Raw genomic sequence first — 15,371 nt, forward strand, 5'->3', positions numbered from 1 at the left:
GCGGTCCGCTGCGCAAAACGCACACGCAGAAAACCGCACAGCAGCATACAGGTGGTGCCAATCACTCGGCCTTCCCTGCGCGATGGCCGGACGGCTTATGCCGTGCTCTCCCGGGAGCCGAGTTCCTTCTGGCCTCCCTCACCCTCGCAAAAGTCACCGGCACCGCGCCGGTTGACGCCAATGCCGCATTCGCGAGAGCTTGACCGTAGCAACGACAGCCAGGACCACACGGTTTTGCCGTACGCACGGCCCGCCATTTCGCCCGCAGTATTCCCTGACACCGTCGACAGCGCCGGAAACTTACAGACGAGACGAAACCTAGCAGCGCCGTTCGTCCGCGCGCGGCCGCGAGCTCACCGGGGACTACCCTCCCTGCCCGCACCTTTCGCGCCCGACGCTGCCGCGTCCACCGCAAGCCCGGCTCGCGACAATGACGACCTCATGATCGCCCCTCGAGATTGAGCCGGGATGACCGACACATACGACAAATCCGAATTTCGGTAAAGAAGAATATCTTTGCTTCACTGTGTTGACACGAGACCGAAACAGGCCGCCAGGCTGGCCCTCGAACCCGCGGGGACCAGACGCACCCTTGTATGCATTATCCCAGTTGCCATTCCCCTGCGCTTCGCTTTACATGCCCTCAACTGCCCCGCGGAACGGCCGGGGCCGGAAAAATCACACAGATTTCCAGGGGACGGAGCATGGCGCGCAACATATTGATTCTTGGGGCTTCTTACGGCTCCCTGCTGGGCACGAAGCTGCTGATGGCCGGGCACAACGTGACCCTGGTCTGCCGCGCAAAGACCGCGGAGCTGATCAACCGCGACGGTACCGAGGTGCGCATTAAGCTACGCGACGAGGCGGTGCACCGGGCGATCTTCTCCCGCAACCTCCCTGGCAAGCTCGACGCGGTGACGCCGGCCAATGTCGACCTCTCCCGCTACGATCTGGTCGGCCTCGCGATGCAGGAGCCGCAATACACCAACCACACGGTGCGCGTCCTCATGGTCAAGATTGCCGCGGCGAAGCTGCCGTGCCTGTCGATCATGAACATGCCGCCCCTGCCCTATCTGAAGCGGATTACGGCACTCGCCGACATGGATCTCGAGGAGGCCTACACCAATGCGCAGGTGTGGGAGCGGTTTGAGCCCGGGCTGGTGACGCTGTGCTCGCCCGACCCGCAGGCCTTCCGGCCGCCGGAAGAGGCCGCCAACGTGCTGCATGTCGGCCTGCCCACCAACTTCAAGGCGTCGGTCTTCGCCGACGAGAAGCACAACAAGCTGCTGCGCGAGCTGGAGGCCGACATCGACGCGGTGACGCTCGACGGCCACGACGTGCCGGTGAAGCTGAAAGTGTTCGATTCCCTGTTCGTGCCGCTGGCGAAATGGTCGATGCTGCTGACCGGCAATTACCGCTGCATCACGCCGAACGAGCCGCAGTCGATCCGCGACGCCGTGCACGGCGATCTCAATCGTTCGCAGACGATCTACGACCATGTCGATGCGATCGCCCGCCGCCTCGGCGCCGATCCGCAGGACCAGGTGCCGTTCGCGAAGTACGCCAAGGCCGCGGAGAGCCTGCTCAAGCCGTCATCGGCGGCGCGCGCGGTCGCGAGCGGTGCGCCCTTCATCGAACGCGTCGACCTGCTGGTGAAGCTGATCTCGCATCAGCTCGGCGTGCCCAACGCCGAGATCGACCGCACCGTCGACACCGTGGACCAGAAGCTGAACGAGAAGATCGTGCAGGGCGGCTCCGGCGCGCAGTAGCGCCGCTCCCACCGAGGTCCGCTCAGGCAACCAGGAAGGATTGCAGCCAGATCAGGCCGGTCACGGCGACCAGCGTAACCGCGCCGGTGCGCGTGACGAGGTCAGGGCGCCCGAGGCGACGGGCGCCGCGGCCGAGCGTTGCGCCGAGAATGATCCACGCGGCGCCGGCGGTGAGAATCTGCAGCACGATCACGCCGAGCCACGGCAGCAGTTCGAGCGGCCCGGCCCCAAGCGGCAGCAGCAGGAACGCGAAGACCAGTGCTTTCGGGTTGAGCAGCGTCGTCAGCAGCACCTGGCCGAACGTCACCGCAGCGCCGTCGCGCAGCTCGCGCGTATTGACGCGCCAGAGCATGACCGCGAGGCACAGGATGTAGATGGTCACGGCGACGCGGAGCAGCAGCGCCGCAATCGGGATGTCGCTGATGACCGGACCGAGCGCCAGCCGCAGCACCGCGATCGCCAGCAGATAGCCGCACAGTTCCGCCGCAAGCAGATGAAGGGAGCGCGAGATGCCCGCTCCGGCCCCCGATGTCGCCAGCAGGGTGTTGGTCGGCCCCGGCACCGCCAGCAGGAAATAGGTCGCCGTGAAGAAGGTCAGAAAGGTCATACGGCCGGATAGCAGGTCTCGGGCCCGTCGATCTTGATCTGCGTCATTTCGGGCCGAGCGATGGCGGTCTGCACCATCTTCCCCGAGCCGGCGCCGTTCGGCACCGGGTTCCTGCCGCGCACGGCGGAGCTTTCCGGTTTTGGCGTGGGCAACACCATCTGATTCGCGCTGGAGCGCTCGACGCGCCGCGGCTGGATTGATAAGCCGCTGTCCGCGAATGACGGGACTTTGAGTCGGGGACATGACGGTTGCGATCGAGATGGGGCAGACCACGGCAGGCGCCGCGGCCGCCATGGACCTCGAGGAACTGCTGGCGACCCGTCTCCTGGTGCAGGGCAATTCGGGCTCCGGCAAGTCGCATCTCTTGCGGCGGCTGCTGGAACAGAGCGCCCCCTGGGTGCAGCAGGCCATCATCGATCCCGAGGGCGACTTCGTCACGCTGGCCGAGCGCTTCGGCCATCTGGTGATCGAGGCCGAGGATCACACCGAGCGCGGCCTCCAGGTCGCGGGCGAGCGCGCACGGCTGCATCGCGTCTCCACCGTGCTCAATCTCGAAGGTCTCGACGCCGAGAACCAGATGCGGCGCGCGGCTGCGTTCCTTGGCGGGATGTTCGACGTCGACCGCGATCATTGGTACCCGATGCTCGTCGTCGTCGACGAAGCGCAGTTGTTTGCGCCGGCGGTGGCGGGCGAAGTCTCGGACGAAGCACGCAAGCTCTCGCTCGCCGCCATGACCAATCTGATGTGCCGCGGCCGCAAGCGCGGGCTTGCCGGCATCATCGCAACCCAGCGCCTGGCCAAGCTCGCCAAGAACGTCGCGGCCGAAGCCTCGAACTTCCTGATGGGGCGGACCTTCCTCGACATCGACATGGCCCGCGCCGCCGACCTGCTCGGCATGGAGCGGCGGCAGGCGGAAGCCTTCCGCGATCTCGAGCGCGGTCAGTTCATGGCGCTGGGACCTGCGTTGTCGCGCCGGCCGCTGCGCCTCAACATCGGCCCGACCGAGACCAGCCCGCGCAATTCGACACCGCGGCTGATGCCGCTGCCGGAAGCCACGCTTGAAGATGCCCGCGCGGTCATCCTCGCCGCACCGCCGCCCGATGCCAGCCGGCCGCAGCGACGGCCGGCTCCGGATCTGCTCGAGCAGCTTCGCGCGGCGAAGGCCGCCGCGGTGCCGGAGATTCGGGTCGAAGTGGTCGAGGCTCCCGTCAGTGCCGAAGAGCTCGCCGAGCGGCGCGATCGCGTGGATCGCACGCTGCGTGCCGTGATGGCCGAGCCCGACGCCGGCTTCCGCGCCATCGGCGTGCTCTATCAGGAGTTCGTGGTTCGCTGCCGCATCGAGGGGTTAGGGGCGGCGGTGCCCGATCTCAACGAATTCCGTCGCATGCTGACGCATGCGCGCGCCGGGCTCGGGACGGATCTCACCGAAGACGACGCCTGGCAGGACGTGGCGCTGCGCGCCTCGATCCTGCCCGACGACATGCAGGGCGTGTTCATGATGATCGCGCGCGCGGCGAAGGAAGGCTGGCCCTGCCCCGGCGATGCCGCGATCGCCCGTGCCTACGGCTCGCACTCGCTGCGCCGCGCGCAGCGCCTGCTCGGCTACATGGAGGAGCAGGGCCTGATCGTCGTCCAGCTCGACGGCGGCGGCCGCCGGATCGTGACGCTGGTGGAGCTCGCCTGGGCGACCGCGCCGGGCGATCCCAACGGCGATGATCAGCCGGCGGAGCAGGTCGCGAGCGCGGCGTCGGCTTGACACGGGATGGAGGTCGTCATGCCCGGGCTTGTCCCGGGCATCCACGTTCTTCGTGCCGGGAGGCAAGACGTGGATGGCCGGGTCATAGGCGAGCGCAAGCGACGCCGTCCTTCGGACGGCTATGCCCGGCCATGACGCGGAGAGGTCAGCGCACTGCGTCAGGCCGCCTCGGAGCCGCCGAGATAGGCGTCGCGGATGCGGGGGTCGTCTTTCAGCGCGCGCGCGGGGCCAGACAGCACGATCTTGCCGGTCTGCAGCACATAGGCCTCGTGCGCGATCTCGAGCGCGAGGCTGGCGTTCTGCTCGACCATGAAAACCGAGACGCCCGCCTGGTTGATGCTGCGGATCAGCTCCAGCACGCGATCAACATAAAGCGGCGACAGGCCCATGGTCGGCTCGTCCATCACGATCATGCGCGGGCGGCTCATCAGCGCGCGCGCCATCGCCACCATCTGCTGCTCGCCGCCGGACAGCGAGCCGGCGCGCTGCGACAGCCGCTGGCCGAGCTTCGGGAACAGCGTCAGCATCCTGTCGAGATCCTGCGCGATGGCGTCGCGGTCATTGCGCACGAAGGCGCCCATCAGGATGTTCTCGCGCACGCTCATGTCGGCGAACAGCCGCCGCGCCTCCGGCACGGAGCCGATGCCGCGGCGGACGATCTGCGGCGTGGAGAGCCCGATCAGCGAAGCGCCGTCGAACGTCACCTCGCCCGAGCGCGGCTTCACCAACCCTAAGATGATCTTCATCGTGGTCGACTTGCCGCTCGCGTTGCCGCCGAGCAGGCAGACAATGTGGCCGCGCGCGACCGTGATCGACAGGTCGAAATGCACCTGGGCCTGACCGTAGAAGGTGTTGACATCAGACAAAGCCAGCAGTGCTTCGGGTGCGCTCGTCATGCCGCGCTCTCCTGCTCCGTCGTCCCTGACAGTCCGTGGCCGAGATAGGCCTCGATCACCTTGGGATCGCTCCGCACCTGCTCGCCCGGCCCTTCCGCGATCTTCTTGCCCTCGTCCATGACGATGACGCGGTCGGACAGGCGCATCACCATCTCCAGCTTGTGCTCGATCAGCAGGATGGTCAGCCCTTCGGCTTTCAATTCGGCGACGAGCCCCTGCATCTCCGCGGTCTCGGTCGGGTTCATGCCGGCGGTGGGCTCGTCGAGCAGCAGCAGCCGCGGCTTCAGCGCGAGCGCACGCGCGATCTCGACGCGGCGGCGGTTGGCGTAAGACAGACTATAGGCGGGCTGGTCGATGCGCGGCAGCAGCCGTTCGCCGAAACGCGCGAGGATGGCCTTCACCTCCTCGCGCAGCCGCTCCTCCTCGGCCCTGACGCGCGAGGGACGCAGCAGGGCCAGACCCAATTCCAGCAGCGGGCCGATCACCGGCACGGTCGGCTTCACGGCGCGCAGCCGCGTGTGCGCGCCGATCAGGACATTGTCCATGACGCTGAGATTGCCGAACACGCGGCCGAGCTGGAAGGTGCGCGCGATGCCTTCGGCCGCGAGCCGCTCCGGCGACAGGCCGGTGACGTCCTGCCCTTCGAAGCTGACTGCGCCGGCATCGGGCCGGTCCAGCCCGGTGACGAGATTGAACAGCGTTGTCTTGCCGGCGCCGTTCGGGCCGATGATGCTGATCAGCTCGCCCCTGGCAAGGTCGAGGTCGATCGTATCGACCGCGGTGAGGCCGCCGAAACGGCGCGTCAGGCCGCGCAGGGACAGCATGGCGTGAAGCTGCTTCTCCATCAGACCGTTCCCAACAGGCCCTGCGGCCTGAACCGCACCAGAAGCAAGAGAACGATGCCGTAGATCAGGATGCGGTACTCGGCCGCGATCCGGAACACCTCGGGCAGGCCGACCAGCGCGACCGACCCGACGATCGCGCCGACGACGTTGCCGAGGCCGCCGAGGATCACGACGGTCAGCGCCAGGATGGATTGCTGCGTGTTGAAGGTCTCGTGGTTGATGTAGGAATAGAGATGCGCGGCGATGCCGCCGCTGACGCCGGCGGCGAAGCCGCCGAAGATGAAGGCGATCGACTTGTAGCGGTTCAGGCTGAGGCCATAGGCGCGCGCGGCGATGTCGTCGTCGCGGATGGCGCGAAAGCTGCGGCCGAGATGCGAGGTAAGCAGCCGTCCCTGCAGCAGCGCCAGCACGACCATCACCGCAAGGCTGAACCAATAGACCGAGGTCGGGCTGATCAGGTCATAGCCGAACAGCGACAGCGGCGGAATGCCGGAGATGCCGATCGGGCCGCGCGTCACGCTCTCCCAGTTCAGGATCACCAGCGCCACGATCTCGCCGATCGCGAGCGTCGCGATCGACACGTAATGCCCGCGCAGGCGGAAGGACGGCGAGATCAGGAGCGTGCCGAGCGCGGCGCTCATCAGGCCACCGCCGATGACCGCAAGTCCGGCCGGAACGGCCAGCACCAGCGACAGCAATGCGGAGGTGTAGGCGCCGATCGCAAGCAGCGCGGCATGACCGAGCGACACCTGCCCCATCGTGCCCGCAACCAGCGTCAGGCTGAGCCCGAGCATGCCGAGCAACCAGGCATTGACCAGGGTCTGGAGCACGTAGAAGGACACCGGGAACAGCGGCAGGATCGCAAAGCCGGCAACAGCGACCAACAGCGCCCAGCGCGGAATATTCACCGGGCGGCTCGGCGCGATGAACGTGCCGGTGAGCGGCTCGGGCGGCGCCTGCCGTGCGCTGACGAACAGGCCGTTCGGCCGCAGCACGAGCACGACGACGAGCAGCAGGAACGCGAACAAATTGCGGTAGCTGGTGCCGAGCACGGCGACGCCGTAGCTCTCGACGAGGCCCAGCAGCAGGCTGCCGATCACCGCGCCCGGCACGTTGCCGGCACCGCCGACGACTTCCGCGACGACGCCCTTGAGCGTCGCCTGAAGGCTCATCGCCGTGTCGATCTGGTTGTAGTACATGCCGACCAGCATGCCGGAGACGCCGCCGAGCGCCGCCGCGATACCGAACACGGCCTGATTGACCCGGTTGACGTCGACGCCCATCTGCATGGCGGCGTCGCGGTCCTGTGCCGTGGCACGCACGGCCCAGCCGAGCTTGGTGTAACGCAGGAACACGAACAGCAGCAGCGCACTGGTGAGGCCGACGCCGGCAATGAGCAGATCAAGCGGCCCGATCGTCCCGCCACCGACCTGGAAGCGGACATCGGGCAACTGGCTCGGCAGCGCGCGCGGATTGGGCGAGAAGATCAGCATCACCAGTTGATCGAGCACGAAGCTGATGCCGATGGTCGCGAGCAGCGGCGCGATGCGCACCGAGTTTTGCAGCGGCCGTAGACCGAATCGCTCGATGATCAGACCGACGATCGCCGCGGCCACGGCGACCACGATGATGGTGAGAGGCAGCGGCGTGTGCAGTTGCACCACCGCGATCCAGCCGATATAGGCGCCGACCAGATAGATCGAGCCTTGCGCGAAGTTGATCAGCCGGCTGACGCCGAAGATCAGCGCGAGCCCGACTGCAACGAGCGCGTAGACATTGCCGACGATCAGCCCGTTGATGGTGTGGTCGAGCCAGGAGGACACGCAGCATTCCTAATCAGGGAGAAGCGGCCGGAGCGATCGCTTCGGCCATCACATCAGGTCGGCTTGCCGTCCCAGAGCGCGAACTGGCCCTTGCGCACGACGAGTTCGGCGTTCATGGCGCCCTTGACGCGGCGGCTCTCGACGTCGAACGTGGCCTGACCGAAGATGACGCTGGAGACGTCCTTCACCTTGGCGAAGGCATCGCGGATGGCGCGGCGGTCGGTGCCGCCGATCTTCACCACGGCAGCGGCCATGTTCATCGCGTCATAGGAGTATGCATTGAAGGCGTCGGGCTCCTGCCCGTTGTACTTGGCCTTGAAGCCGTCGATGAACTTCCTCACCTCGGGCCGCGGATCTTGCGGGAAATAGCGCGTGCCGAGATGGACGTCCTCGACCGCCTCGCCCCCGAGCTCCAGGAATTTCGGCGAGTACACCGAGCTGGCCGCGCAGATCGTCTGCTTCAGGCCGACCTGGCGGGCCTGGCGCGCGATCAGCGCGCCGTCGGAATAATAGGAGATCAGGATCAGCCCGTCCGGGCTGGCGTCGCGCACGCGCACCAAGGTGGAGCGGAAGTCGCGTTCCTCGGCGATGTAGCCCTCGGTGATCGCGACCTCGGCGCCGTATTCCTTGGCCGCCTTGACGAAATGGTCGCGGCTGGTACGGCCCCAATCGGTGTTGAGGTGCAGCACCGCAAGCTTCTTCAGGCCGAGCCGCCTGACGGCGTAGGACGCCAGTAGCGGCTGCTCGTCGGCCTGGCTCACGGACGTGCTCCACATGAAGTCACCGCCCTTGGTGAAGTCGGGGTGCGAATTGGTGAAGCCGAACTGCACCAGGCCGCCGCGCTGATAGATCGGGGAGGCCGCCATCGAGGCGGGACTGGAGAAATCGCCGAGCTCCATGACGATGCGGGGATCGGAGACGAATTTCTGGGCGATCGCGACCGACTGGCGCGGATCGCTCTGGCTGTCCTCGAACTGGTAGGCGAGCTTGCGGCCGTTGATGCCGCCGGCGGCGTGAATCTCGTCGAGCGCGAGATCAAAGCCCTGCTTCCACTGCGCGCCATATTGCGCGTTCGGTCCCGTGAGGGGGCCGCTGACGCCGAGCAGGATCGGCTCGGCGGATTGCGCCAGTGCGGCGCGCGAGAAGGCTGTGCCAGCCATCATGGCGGCGAGCGAGCCTTTGACCAGGGTACGGCGATCGATGTTGCTCATTCACGGCTCCATCCATTCAATGTTGATACAGCAGCAATTCTCGTGCCGGTAAGATTGCCTATTTCGAGGGCTCGCCGAGCGACAGCATCAGCCGATTCGCCCAGTTGAAGAACGAGGCGCCGTTGATGACGTCGACGATCTCGGCGTCGTCGAGACCGGCGCGGCGCAGCTCGGCGATATTGTCAGGCCCGAATGCGATCGGCGTTGCGGCCAACGCCACCGAGGCCTTGACCACCGCATTCCAGCGCTCGCCGAGATCGGCCCCAACGCCCTCGTCGAGCAGGCGCTGGACGTCGTCGCGCCGTTTGGAATAGGTGCTGGCGAAGCGCGCATGCACGGAGGCGCAATAGATGCAGCCGTTGTAGCGCGAGGTCGCGGCAGCGGCGAGCTCGCGCTCGGCGCGCGGCAGGCCGTCGGCGACGTTGTAGAAGATGTCCTTGTCGGTCTTGGTGCGGGCTTCCAGCACTTCGGGATCGCGCACCAAAAGACGAAAGTATTCCGACTTGGCGCGGGCGCGGTCGACGAGGCCGGCGTAGTGCCGCTCGGTCAGCTCGGCCTCGGGCAGCGGGTCGATCCACGAGACCCAGCCGAGCTCGTCCTGGGTGAAGACGACGGGCGGATTGACGGTGCTCATGATTGGGCCTCCTACGCGCTTGCCGCGGCGAGCGTGCGCAGGCCGCTGACGACGCGCACCTGGAACGACAGGAACGCAACGAGCTGGGACAACGTGACGATGCCGGTGGATGACCAGCCGGCAGCCAGTAGCGCCTTCATGTCGGCGGACGCGGCATCGCGCGGGTGGAAGAGAAGCAGATGCGCGTGCTCCAATGCTGCGACCAGCCTGGCGCCGAGGACAGGCTTGCGCTCCGCGCTGACGCGATAGATCAAGCCGGCCTTGTTCTCGATCGACAACGGACCGGCCGGATAGGCGCCGTATGGGCCGGAGGTCTTGCCGCGCTCGATCTCGGCGTTGATCGCATCGAGCAGAGGCGCGCCATCCGCAGTCGCGGCAAGCTTGTCGCGATAGAAGGCGGCGACGGGGGACTCGCCATGGAGCCCGGTCACGAAGGCCGCGACCACCGCGCGCTCGGCAAGCGAAAAATCGCCGGCCTCGATCGGCTCGAACAAAGCGAGATAGCTCTTCTGCGCATTCTCGCGCGCCTGCAGGCGGCGCGCGCGGATGGCGTCGAGCGTGGAGCCGGGCTCGATGCCGGCGAGCGTGTCGATGATGTCTTGCGTTCCCATTATTCAGCCTCGTGCAACGCGTTTTTCGTTCATTCCGGCTAACCTGCGAGGGCAATGTCTTTGGCGGCCGTCCGGGTCCAGCCCAGCACTGGGGCGACCTGGTCGGCGACGAGCTCGATCGAGCGCAGGACGTCAGGATGCGGCGCATCGACCGAATGCACCTGGAAGACGAGATCGGTCACCCGTTCCAGCGTGGCGTCGGTGCGGAGCGAGGCAATGACGTGGTCGGCATCGCCGACATGGGTGTCGAACGCGGTGATCATCTCCTCCAGCGTCTCGCCCGGAGGGGGATGTCCGCCCTTCATGAATTGCGGCAGCGCGCGGCGCAGTCCGATATCGGCAAGCCGCAGCGCCTCGCGATGGTCGTCGGCAACGAAGATGCTGCGCGAGGCCATGATGCGCGGCTCGCAGCCCGGCGGCAGCGCGGCGAGATAGGCATCGATGATCGGGTTCTGGATCTCGGCGAGCGTCGCGTTCGGCGCGTCCTTGGCCCGTGGCTGCGTGCGCGAGAGCAGGAGGCCGTCGCCGGCCTTGCCGGCGCGGGCGCCGCCAGCAACGGAGAATGTCGCCTGCCAGATGCGCTTATCCAGTTGCGGCCGCTGCGGATAGAGCGTGTCGCCGCCATCGAGCGGCTTGCCGGTCAGGGCGTTGCGGACGATATCCAGATTGCGGCTGAAAATCTCATTGCGCTGGGCGCTGTCGAGGCCGAAGGCGGCGAAGGCGGACGGGTTGCCGCCGGTGCCGACGCCGAGCTCGAAGCGGCCGTTGCAAAGGAGATCGAGCACCGCGGCGTCCTCCGCCACCCGCACTGCGTTCTCCAGCGGCAGCGTGACGATGCCGGTGCCGAGGCGGATGCGCGAGGTCTGCGCGGCGACATAACCCAGGAACGTGAAGGGCGACGGCAGGCCGCCCTCGCGCTCATGGAAATGATGCTGAGCGATCCACGCGGAATCGAGCCCGGCCTTCTCGGCGCGCACGATCTGCTCGGCGGCGAAGCGATAGCGGTCCGCCGCCGGCGCCTCGTCGAGCAGCCGCGTGAAGAAGCCCAGGCGTTTCAGGTTGGCAAAGCGTTTCATACGATCCCTGTCGGGCGAGGATGGGCCCCGATGATGTCGGTTGCCGCAGCTCCCGACAAGCGGGGCATTGCGCAGGGCACATACGCAAGGCACATACGCAAGCCCCATACGCAGGGCTGCCCGCCGGATCGCCCTAATGTGGACTCTGGGCGGGCAGATTGCCTACCAGCTCGGCAGCACCGCGCCCTTGAACTTGGTCAGGACGAACTCCTTGACCTCAGGCGTGTGGTAACTGTCCACGAGGATCTTGACCCAAGGCTTGTCCTTGTCGGCGCTGCGCACCGCGATCAGGTTGACATAGGGCCCCTTCGGGTCCTCGCGCAGGATCGGATCCTTGACCGGATCGAGGCCCGCCTGGGTTGCATAGTTGGTGTTGATCGCGGCGGCATCGACGTCGTCGAGCGCGCGCGGGGCCTGCGCCGCGTCGACCTCGATGAACTTCAGCTTCTTGGGATTGTCGGTGATGTCGAGCACGGTCGGCTTGAAGCCGGTGCCGTCCTTCAGCTTGATCACGCCCTTGTCGCGCAGCAGCAGCAGCACGCGGCCGCCATTGGTCGGATCGTTCGGGATCGAGACCTTGCCGCCCGCGGGGATATCGCCGAAGGCCTTGTGCTTCTTCGAATAGACGCCGATCGGGAAGTTCACGGTCAGGCCGACGGATTCGATCTTGTAGCCGCGGTCGGCCTTCTGGTTGTCCAGGTAAGGCTGGTTCTGAAACGAATTGGCCTGGATCTCGCCGGCATCGAGCGCGGCGTTCGGCACCACGTAATCGGAGAACTCCAGGAGCTGGATGTCGAGGCCCTGCTTGGCGGCGATCGGCTTCACCGCTTCGAGGATCTGCGCATGCGGCCCCGGCGTCACGCCGATCTTGATGGTCTCGGCCGCGGCTGCGGCGGACCATGCGGCCAGCACGGCAGAGAGAATCAGGGGAAGGCGAAACGGCATCTTGGTCTCCTTAGGTCTTGCGGCAACGGACCCGTATTCCCTTTTCTGCGGTGCGAAATCAATGAAATGGAAATCCATATTGTCCGCGGCTCGGGGCCAGCCTTTCTCCATTCGGCCGCAAACGGAAAACGAATGCAGAGTGCGACAAAGTGCGCGCGCGTAACCCGGATGAAGCGCCGCGCAAGCAGGGCTGCTGCCGCTCGTGGCAAGAATCCCGGATTACACTTTCGTTCCATCCGCAGCCGGGCCGGCGTCCTTCTCTTTGACTCCACCACGCCCGACGTGCTGAGTTAGCGCGCACTGAGCCGGTGGCGACGAAGTGGGGATCATCCAATGAACGAGAACGAAATCCGCAATCTGGTCGCAGAGGTGAAGCAAGGCACGCTGTCGCGGCGCTCATTCATCAGGACAATGGCCGCGGTCGGAATCGCGGCGCCGATCGCGAGCCAGATCCTGGTCTGGCACGACGTCGCGATGGCTGACGCCACGCTGCCGTACAAGCCGGCCAAGGCCGGCGGCGGCGGCACGCTCAAGATGCTGCTCTGGCAGGCGCCCACCCTGCTCAATCCGCATTTCGCGCTCGGCACCAAGGACCAGATCGCCTCGCGCATCTTCTTCGAGCCGCTCGCCGGCTGGGACAAGGAGGGCAACCTCATTCCCTGCCTCGCCGCCGAGGCGCCGACCAAGGCGAACGGCGGCCTTGCGGCCGACGGCATGAGCGTAATCTGGAAGCTGAAGCGGGGCGTGACCTGGCATGACGGCAAGCCCTTCACCGCCGACGACGTCGTCTTCACCTGGCAATACGCCGCGGATCTCGCCACCGCGGCCTACACCACGGGCTCCTACAAGGACATCAAGGTCGAGAAGATCGACGACCACGCTGTCAAGGTGATCTTCCGGGCGCCGACGCCGTTCTGGGCGGATCCGTTCGTCGGCTCGGTCGGGATGATCCTGCCGAAGCATCATTTCGGCGAGTATGTCGGGGCCAAGTCGCGCGAAGCGCCGGGCAATCTGAAGCCGGTCGGCACCGGCCCGTACAAATTCGTCGAGTTCAAGCCCGGCGATATGATCCGCGCCGAGCGCAATCCCGACTATCACATCAAGAACCAGCCGCATTTCGACATGGTCGAGATCAAGGGTGGCGGCGACGCGGTGTCCGCGGCGCGCGCCGTGCTGCAGACCGGCGAGTACGACTTCGCCTGGAACATGCAGGTGGAGGAGGAGGTCCTCAAGCGCATGGAGGCCGGCGGCAAGGGCAAGCTCGAGATCACGCCTTCAGGCAATGTCGAGTTCATCATCCTCAACACGACAGACCCCTGGACCGAGGTCGACGGCGAGCGCTCGAGCGTCAAGACCAAGCATCCGACGCTGTCCGATCCCGCCGTTCGCCGCGCGATCAACTTCCTGATCGACCGCGATTCGATCCAGAAGTTCATCTACGGACGCGGCGCCATCGCCACCGCGAGCTTCGTCAACGCGCCCAAGCAGTTCAAGTCGCCCAAGCTGAAATACGAGTTCGACATCGACAAGGCCAACAAGATCCTCGACGAGGCCGGCTGGACCAAGGGCGCGGACGGCATCCGGGAGAAGGACGGCAAGAAGCTCAGATACGTATTCCAGACCTCGACCAACGCGCCGCGGCAGAAGACGCAGGCCATCATCAAGCAGGCGTGCCAGAAGGCCGGCATCGACATCGAGATCAAGGCGGTCACCGCCTCCGTGTTCTTCTCATCCGACGTCGGCAATCCCGACACCTACTCGAAATTCTATGCCGACATGGAGATGTACAACACCACGCAGCCGCAGCCCGATCCGGAGCGCCTCTTGAACCAGTGCGTGTCCTGGGAGATCGCCACCAAAGACAACAAATGGCTCGGCCGCAACAATTCGCGCTATTCCGACCCCGAAGCCGACAAAGCCTACAAGGCCGCGCAGAACGAGCTCGATCCGGTCAAGCGCGCCGCGCTGCTGATGAAGGTCGACGAGATCTTCTGCGAGGCAAACGTGTTCCTGCCGCTGCTCTCGCGCCACGTCGTCAACGCCGGCGCCAACAATTTGATGATCGACATCTCCGGCTGGGACACCATCACGTGGAACCTGGCGGCGTGGTACCGGACCTGAGGGGGCTCGTGAGCGCGCTGATGGTTGCAGCGCAGCGCGGGATTCAGATCGCGATGCCGAATCCCGTCCACTGTGTGCTCCAGATCACAGCGGAATCGCGCAACCTCGCCTACAAGGATCAGGCATGGCCGCAAACAAGGTAACGGCGGTACGCACGAGGCTGGGAAGACCATCAACAGCTATGGACTTTGTGACGCCGCCAGGGTGAACAACCCGGCGGCTTTTTTCTTGCTCGGGCGACCGGCACCTGCGGTCCGCGCGCAGAGGACGGAGATACCGCCCGGCGCTATGAAGCGCCCGAGCTCTTTCGCTCCTCGCGTTCATCTTCGATCTGACGTTCGGCTTCCAGCCAGAACTCCAACTCGCGATTGCTCGGCCGTCCCGCCTGCTCCCAGAGCTCATAGGCGCGTGTGCGCACCTTGCCACGGCGCATTATGCGAAGCAGCTTTCGTTTCAGTTCCTCCGCGAAGCTCCTGAAGCGTTGTCCGGTGGTTTCATCCCTGACGAGCGAGGCCGCTCGCGTTGCGAGTTCGATCTGGTGCTCTAGCTTCTTCTGCTCGTCCACCACCGAAACTGCCGCGGAAAGAATTGTTGTCGGAGCCGTGCGGACACTAAATTCCTTTCCGGGATGGTCCGTTCCCTGAGGTGCAGCGTTTCGGAAGTGACCAGCCGAGCAGGCATCGGTTGGGCGCCGCTAGTGCCACGTCGTGTCGGCTTCGACGATCACCACCCTGATTTCAGGGTCCTCGGTCGTGTTGCAGGAGCAGGGCATGCCCTCGCCACAGCGGCAGCCGCCGAGCTTCTCGCTCCAGACCCGGAGCGGATGGTTTTCGCAGACCCATCCAAGACCCTGGCAGAATGGGCAGGTCTTGTCGGTCACAGCGTATCCGGCGTCCGCAGCGTGCTCGACCTGTCCTCGTTGCGCAGCTCCTGCTCCGCCGCGTGCCAAAATTCCTCCTCGCGCCCTTCGGGCTTGCCCGCCTGCTCCCACAATTGGTGCGCGCGTTCTCTGATCTCTTGCTCGGTCGGCTCGGACAATTGCACCTCCTGCTTGGAAGCACGGCCCCACCCAGGGGG

At 65.9% G+C, this 15,371-nt stretch carries 16 protein-coding genes; 3 read left to right on the forward strand and 13 right to left on the reverse strand.

The annotated features are described in order from the left end of the window. Window positions 1–704: 704 nt before the first annotated feature. A complete protein-coding gene (locus tag I6F28_RS02445) occupies window positions 705–1,769 on the forward strand; it encodes a ketopantoate reductase family protein (RefSeq protein ID WP_225139204.1) in 1,065 nt (354 codons plus the stop codon). Between the two features lie 22 nt (window positions 1,770–1,791). Here the strand turns inward: I6F28_RS02445 and I6F28_RS02450 are convergent, their stop codons facing one another. Both I6F28_RS02450 and I6F28_RS37425 read right to left on the reverse strand, forming a co-directional pair. After that, window positions 1,792–2,376, reverse strand: a complete 585-nt coding sequence (locus I6F28_RS02450; RefSeq protein ID WP_036027459.1) for a LysE family translocator — start codon at window positions 2,374–2,376, stop codon at window positions 1,792–1,794. Further along, window positions 2,373–2,498 carry a hypothetical protein gene (locus I6F28_RS37425; RefSeq protein ID WP_275945379.1) on the reverse strand — a complete coding sequence of 42 codons (126 nt, stop codon included), beginning with the start codon at window positions 2,496–2,498 and terminating at the stop codon, window positions 2,373–2,375. Before I6F28_RS37425 ends, I6F28_RS02450 begins: the two co-directional genes overlap by 4 nt. A gap of 119 nt (window positions 2,499–2,617) precedes the next feature. On the opposite strand from I6F28_RS37425, the gene I6F28_RS02455 reads away from it, so the two are divergent. Then, window positions 2,618–4,132, forward strand: a complete 1,515-nt coding sequence (locus I6F28_RS02455) for a helicase HerA domain-containing protein (protein ID WP_225126177.1) — start codon at window positions 2,618–2,620, stop codon at window positions 4,130–4,132. A 158-nt stretch (window positions 4,133–4,290) separates the two neighbouring features. Here I6F28_RS02455 and I6F28_RS02460 read toward each other — a convergent pair whose 3' ends face one another. The 8 genes from I6F28_RS02460 to I6F28_RS02495 form a co-directional block, all read right to left on the reverse strand. Then, window positions 4,291–5,028 (reverse strand): ABC transporter ATP-binding protein, encoded by a 738-nt coding sequence (locus tag I6F28_RS02460; protein WP_036027461.1) that lies wholly within the window; start codon window positions 5,026–5,028, stop codon window positions 4,291–4,293. Further along, complete coding sequence (locus I6F28_RS02465) at window positions 5,025–5,873, reverse strand: ABC transporter ATP-binding protein (RefSeq protein WP_225126179.1); 849 nt, start codon at window positions 5,871–5,873, stop codon at window positions 5,025–5,027. The genes I6F28_RS02460 and I6F28_RS02465 overlap by 4 nt, the downstream gene beginning before the upstream one ends. Further along, on the reverse strand, window positions 5,873–7,696 hold the full coding sequence (locus I6F28_RS02470; protein WP_225126181.1) for an ABC transporter permease: 1,824 nt from the start codon (window positions 7,694–7,696) through the stop codon (window positions 5,873–5,875). The genes I6F28_RS02465 and I6F28_RS02470 overlap by 1 nt, the downstream gene beginning before the upstream one ends. Before the next feature lie 53 nt (window positions 7,697–7,749). Continuing rightward, the gene (locus I6F28_RS02475) at window positions 7,750–8,907 is read right to left on the reverse strand and encodes an ABC transporter substrate-binding protein (protein WP_225126183.1); all 1,158 of its coding nucleotides are present in this window, start codon (window positions 8,905–8,907) and stop codon (window positions 7,750–7,752) included. 58 nt (window positions 8,908–8,965) lie between these two features. Beyond that, window positions 8,966–9,541, reverse strand: a complete 576-nt coding sequence (locus I6F28_RS02480) for an alkylhydroperoxidase domain protein (RefSeq protein ID WP_036006929.1) — start codon at window positions 9,539–9,541, stop codon at window positions 8,966–8,968. 11 nt (window positions 9,542–9,552) lie between these two features. Beyond that, window positions 9,553–10,152: a CMD domain protein gene (locus I6F28_RS02485; protein ID WP_036006927.1), complete on the reverse strand. Its 600-nt coding sequence runs from the start codon at window positions 10,150–10,152 to the stop codon at window positions 9,553–9,555. Window positions 10,153–10,190: 38 nt separating this feature from the next. Next, a complete protein-coding gene (locus I6F28_RS02490; protein ID WP_225139205.1) occupies window positions 10,191–11,228 on the reverse strand; it encodes a putative FMN-dependent luciferase-like monooxygenase in 1,038 nt (345 codons plus the stop codon). Between the two features lie 162 nt (window positions 11,229–11,390). Continuing rightward, entirely contained in the window at window positions 11,391–12,173 is a 783-nt protein-coding gene (locus I6F28_RS02495) for a MetQ/NlpA family ABC transporter substrate-binding protein (protein WP_036027487.1), read from the reverse strand. Between the two features lie 333 nt (window positions 12,174–12,506). Between I6F28_RS02495 and I6F28_RS02500 the strand changes: the two genes are divergently transcribed. Next, a complete protein-coding gene (locus tag I6F28_RS02500) occupies window positions 12,507–14,294 on the forward strand; it encodes a peptide ABC transporter substrate-binding protein (protein WP_225139206.1) in 1,788 nt (595 codons plus the stop codon). 286 nt (window positions 14,295–14,580) lie between these two features. Here the strand turns inward: I6F28_RS02500 and I6F28_RS37600 are convergent, their stop codons facing one another. The 3 genes from I6F28_RS37600 to I6F28_RS02515 all read right to left on the reverse strand — a co-directional run bounded on the left by I6F28_RS37600 (window position 14,581) and on the right by I6F28_RS02515 (window position 15,332). Next, a complete protein-coding gene (locus tag I6F28_RS37600) occupies window positions 14,581–14,859 on the reverse strand; it encodes a DUF2934 domain-containing protein (RefSeq protein WP_036006918.1) in 279 nt (92 codons plus the stop codon). A gap of 129 nt (window positions 14,860–14,988) precedes the next feature. Continuing rightward, complete coding sequence (locus I6F28_RS02510; protein ID WP_074447556.1) at window positions 14,989–15,174, reverse strand: hypothetical protein; 186 nt, start codon at window positions 15,172–15,174, stop codon at window positions 14,989–14,991. Continuing rightward, entirely contained in the window at window positions 15,171–15,332 is a 162-nt protein-coding gene (locus I6F28_RS02515; protein ID WP_074447557.1) for a DUF2934 domain-containing protein, read from the reverse strand. The genes I6F28_RS02510 and I6F28_RS02515 overlap by 4 nt, the downstream gene beginning before the upstream one ends. Window positions 15,333–15,371: the final 39 nt, after the last annotated feature.

The organism is Bradyrhizobium sp. NBAIM14 (genome assembly GCF_020193895.1).
Lineage (GTDB): Bacteria > Pseudomonadota > Alphaproteobacteria > Rhizobiales > Xanthobacteraceae > Bradyrhizobium > Bradyrhizobium yuanmingense.

Bases quoted from the DNA above. Each gene is read 5' to 3' on its own strand.
- I6F28_RS02445 (WP_225139204.1), top strand. From the start codon at position 705: ATGGCGCGCAACATATTGATTCTTGGGGCTTCTTACGGCTCCCTGCTG.
- I6F28_RS02450 (WP_036027459.1), bottom strand. From the start codon at position 2,376: ATGACCTTTCTGACCTTCTTCACGGCGACCTATTTCCTGCTGGCGGTG.
- I6F28_RS02455 (WP_225126177.1), top strand. From the start codon at position 2,618: ATGACGGTTGCGATCGAGATGGGGCAGACCACGGCAGGCGCCGCGGCC.
- I6F28_RS02460 (WP_036027461.1), bottom strand. From the start codon at position 5,028: ATGACGAGCGCACCCGAAGCACTGCTGGCTTTGTCTGATGTCAACACC.
- I6F28_RS02465 (WP_225126179.1), bottom strand. From the start codon at position 5,873: ATGGAGAAGCAGCTTCACGCCATGCTGTCCCTGCGCGGCCTGACGCGC.
- I6F28_RS02475 (WP_225126183.1), bottom strand. From the start codon at position 8,907: ATGAGCAACATCGATCGCCGTACCCTGGTCAAAGGCTCGCTCGCCGCC.
- I6F28_RS02480 (WP_036006929.1), bottom strand. From the start codon at position 9,541: ATGAGCACCGTCAATCCGCCCGTCGTCTTCACCCAGGACGAGCTCGGC.
- I6F28_RS02485 (WP_036006927.1), bottom strand. From the start codon at position 10,152: ATGGGAACGCAAGACATCATCGACACGCTCGCCGGCATCGAGCCCGGC.
- I6F28_RS02490 (WP_225139205.1), bottom strand. From the start codon at position 11,228: ATGAAACGCTTTGCCAACCTGAAACGCCTGGGCTTCTTCACGCGGCTG.
- I6F28_RS02495 (WP_036027487.1), bottom strand. From the start codon at position 12,173: ATGCCGTTTCGCCTTCCCCTGATTCTCTCTGCCGTGCTGGCCGCATGG.
- I6F28_RS02500 (WP_225139206.1), top strand. From the start codon at position 12,507: ATGAACGAGAACGAAATCCGCAATCTGGTCGCAGAGGTGAAGCAAGGC.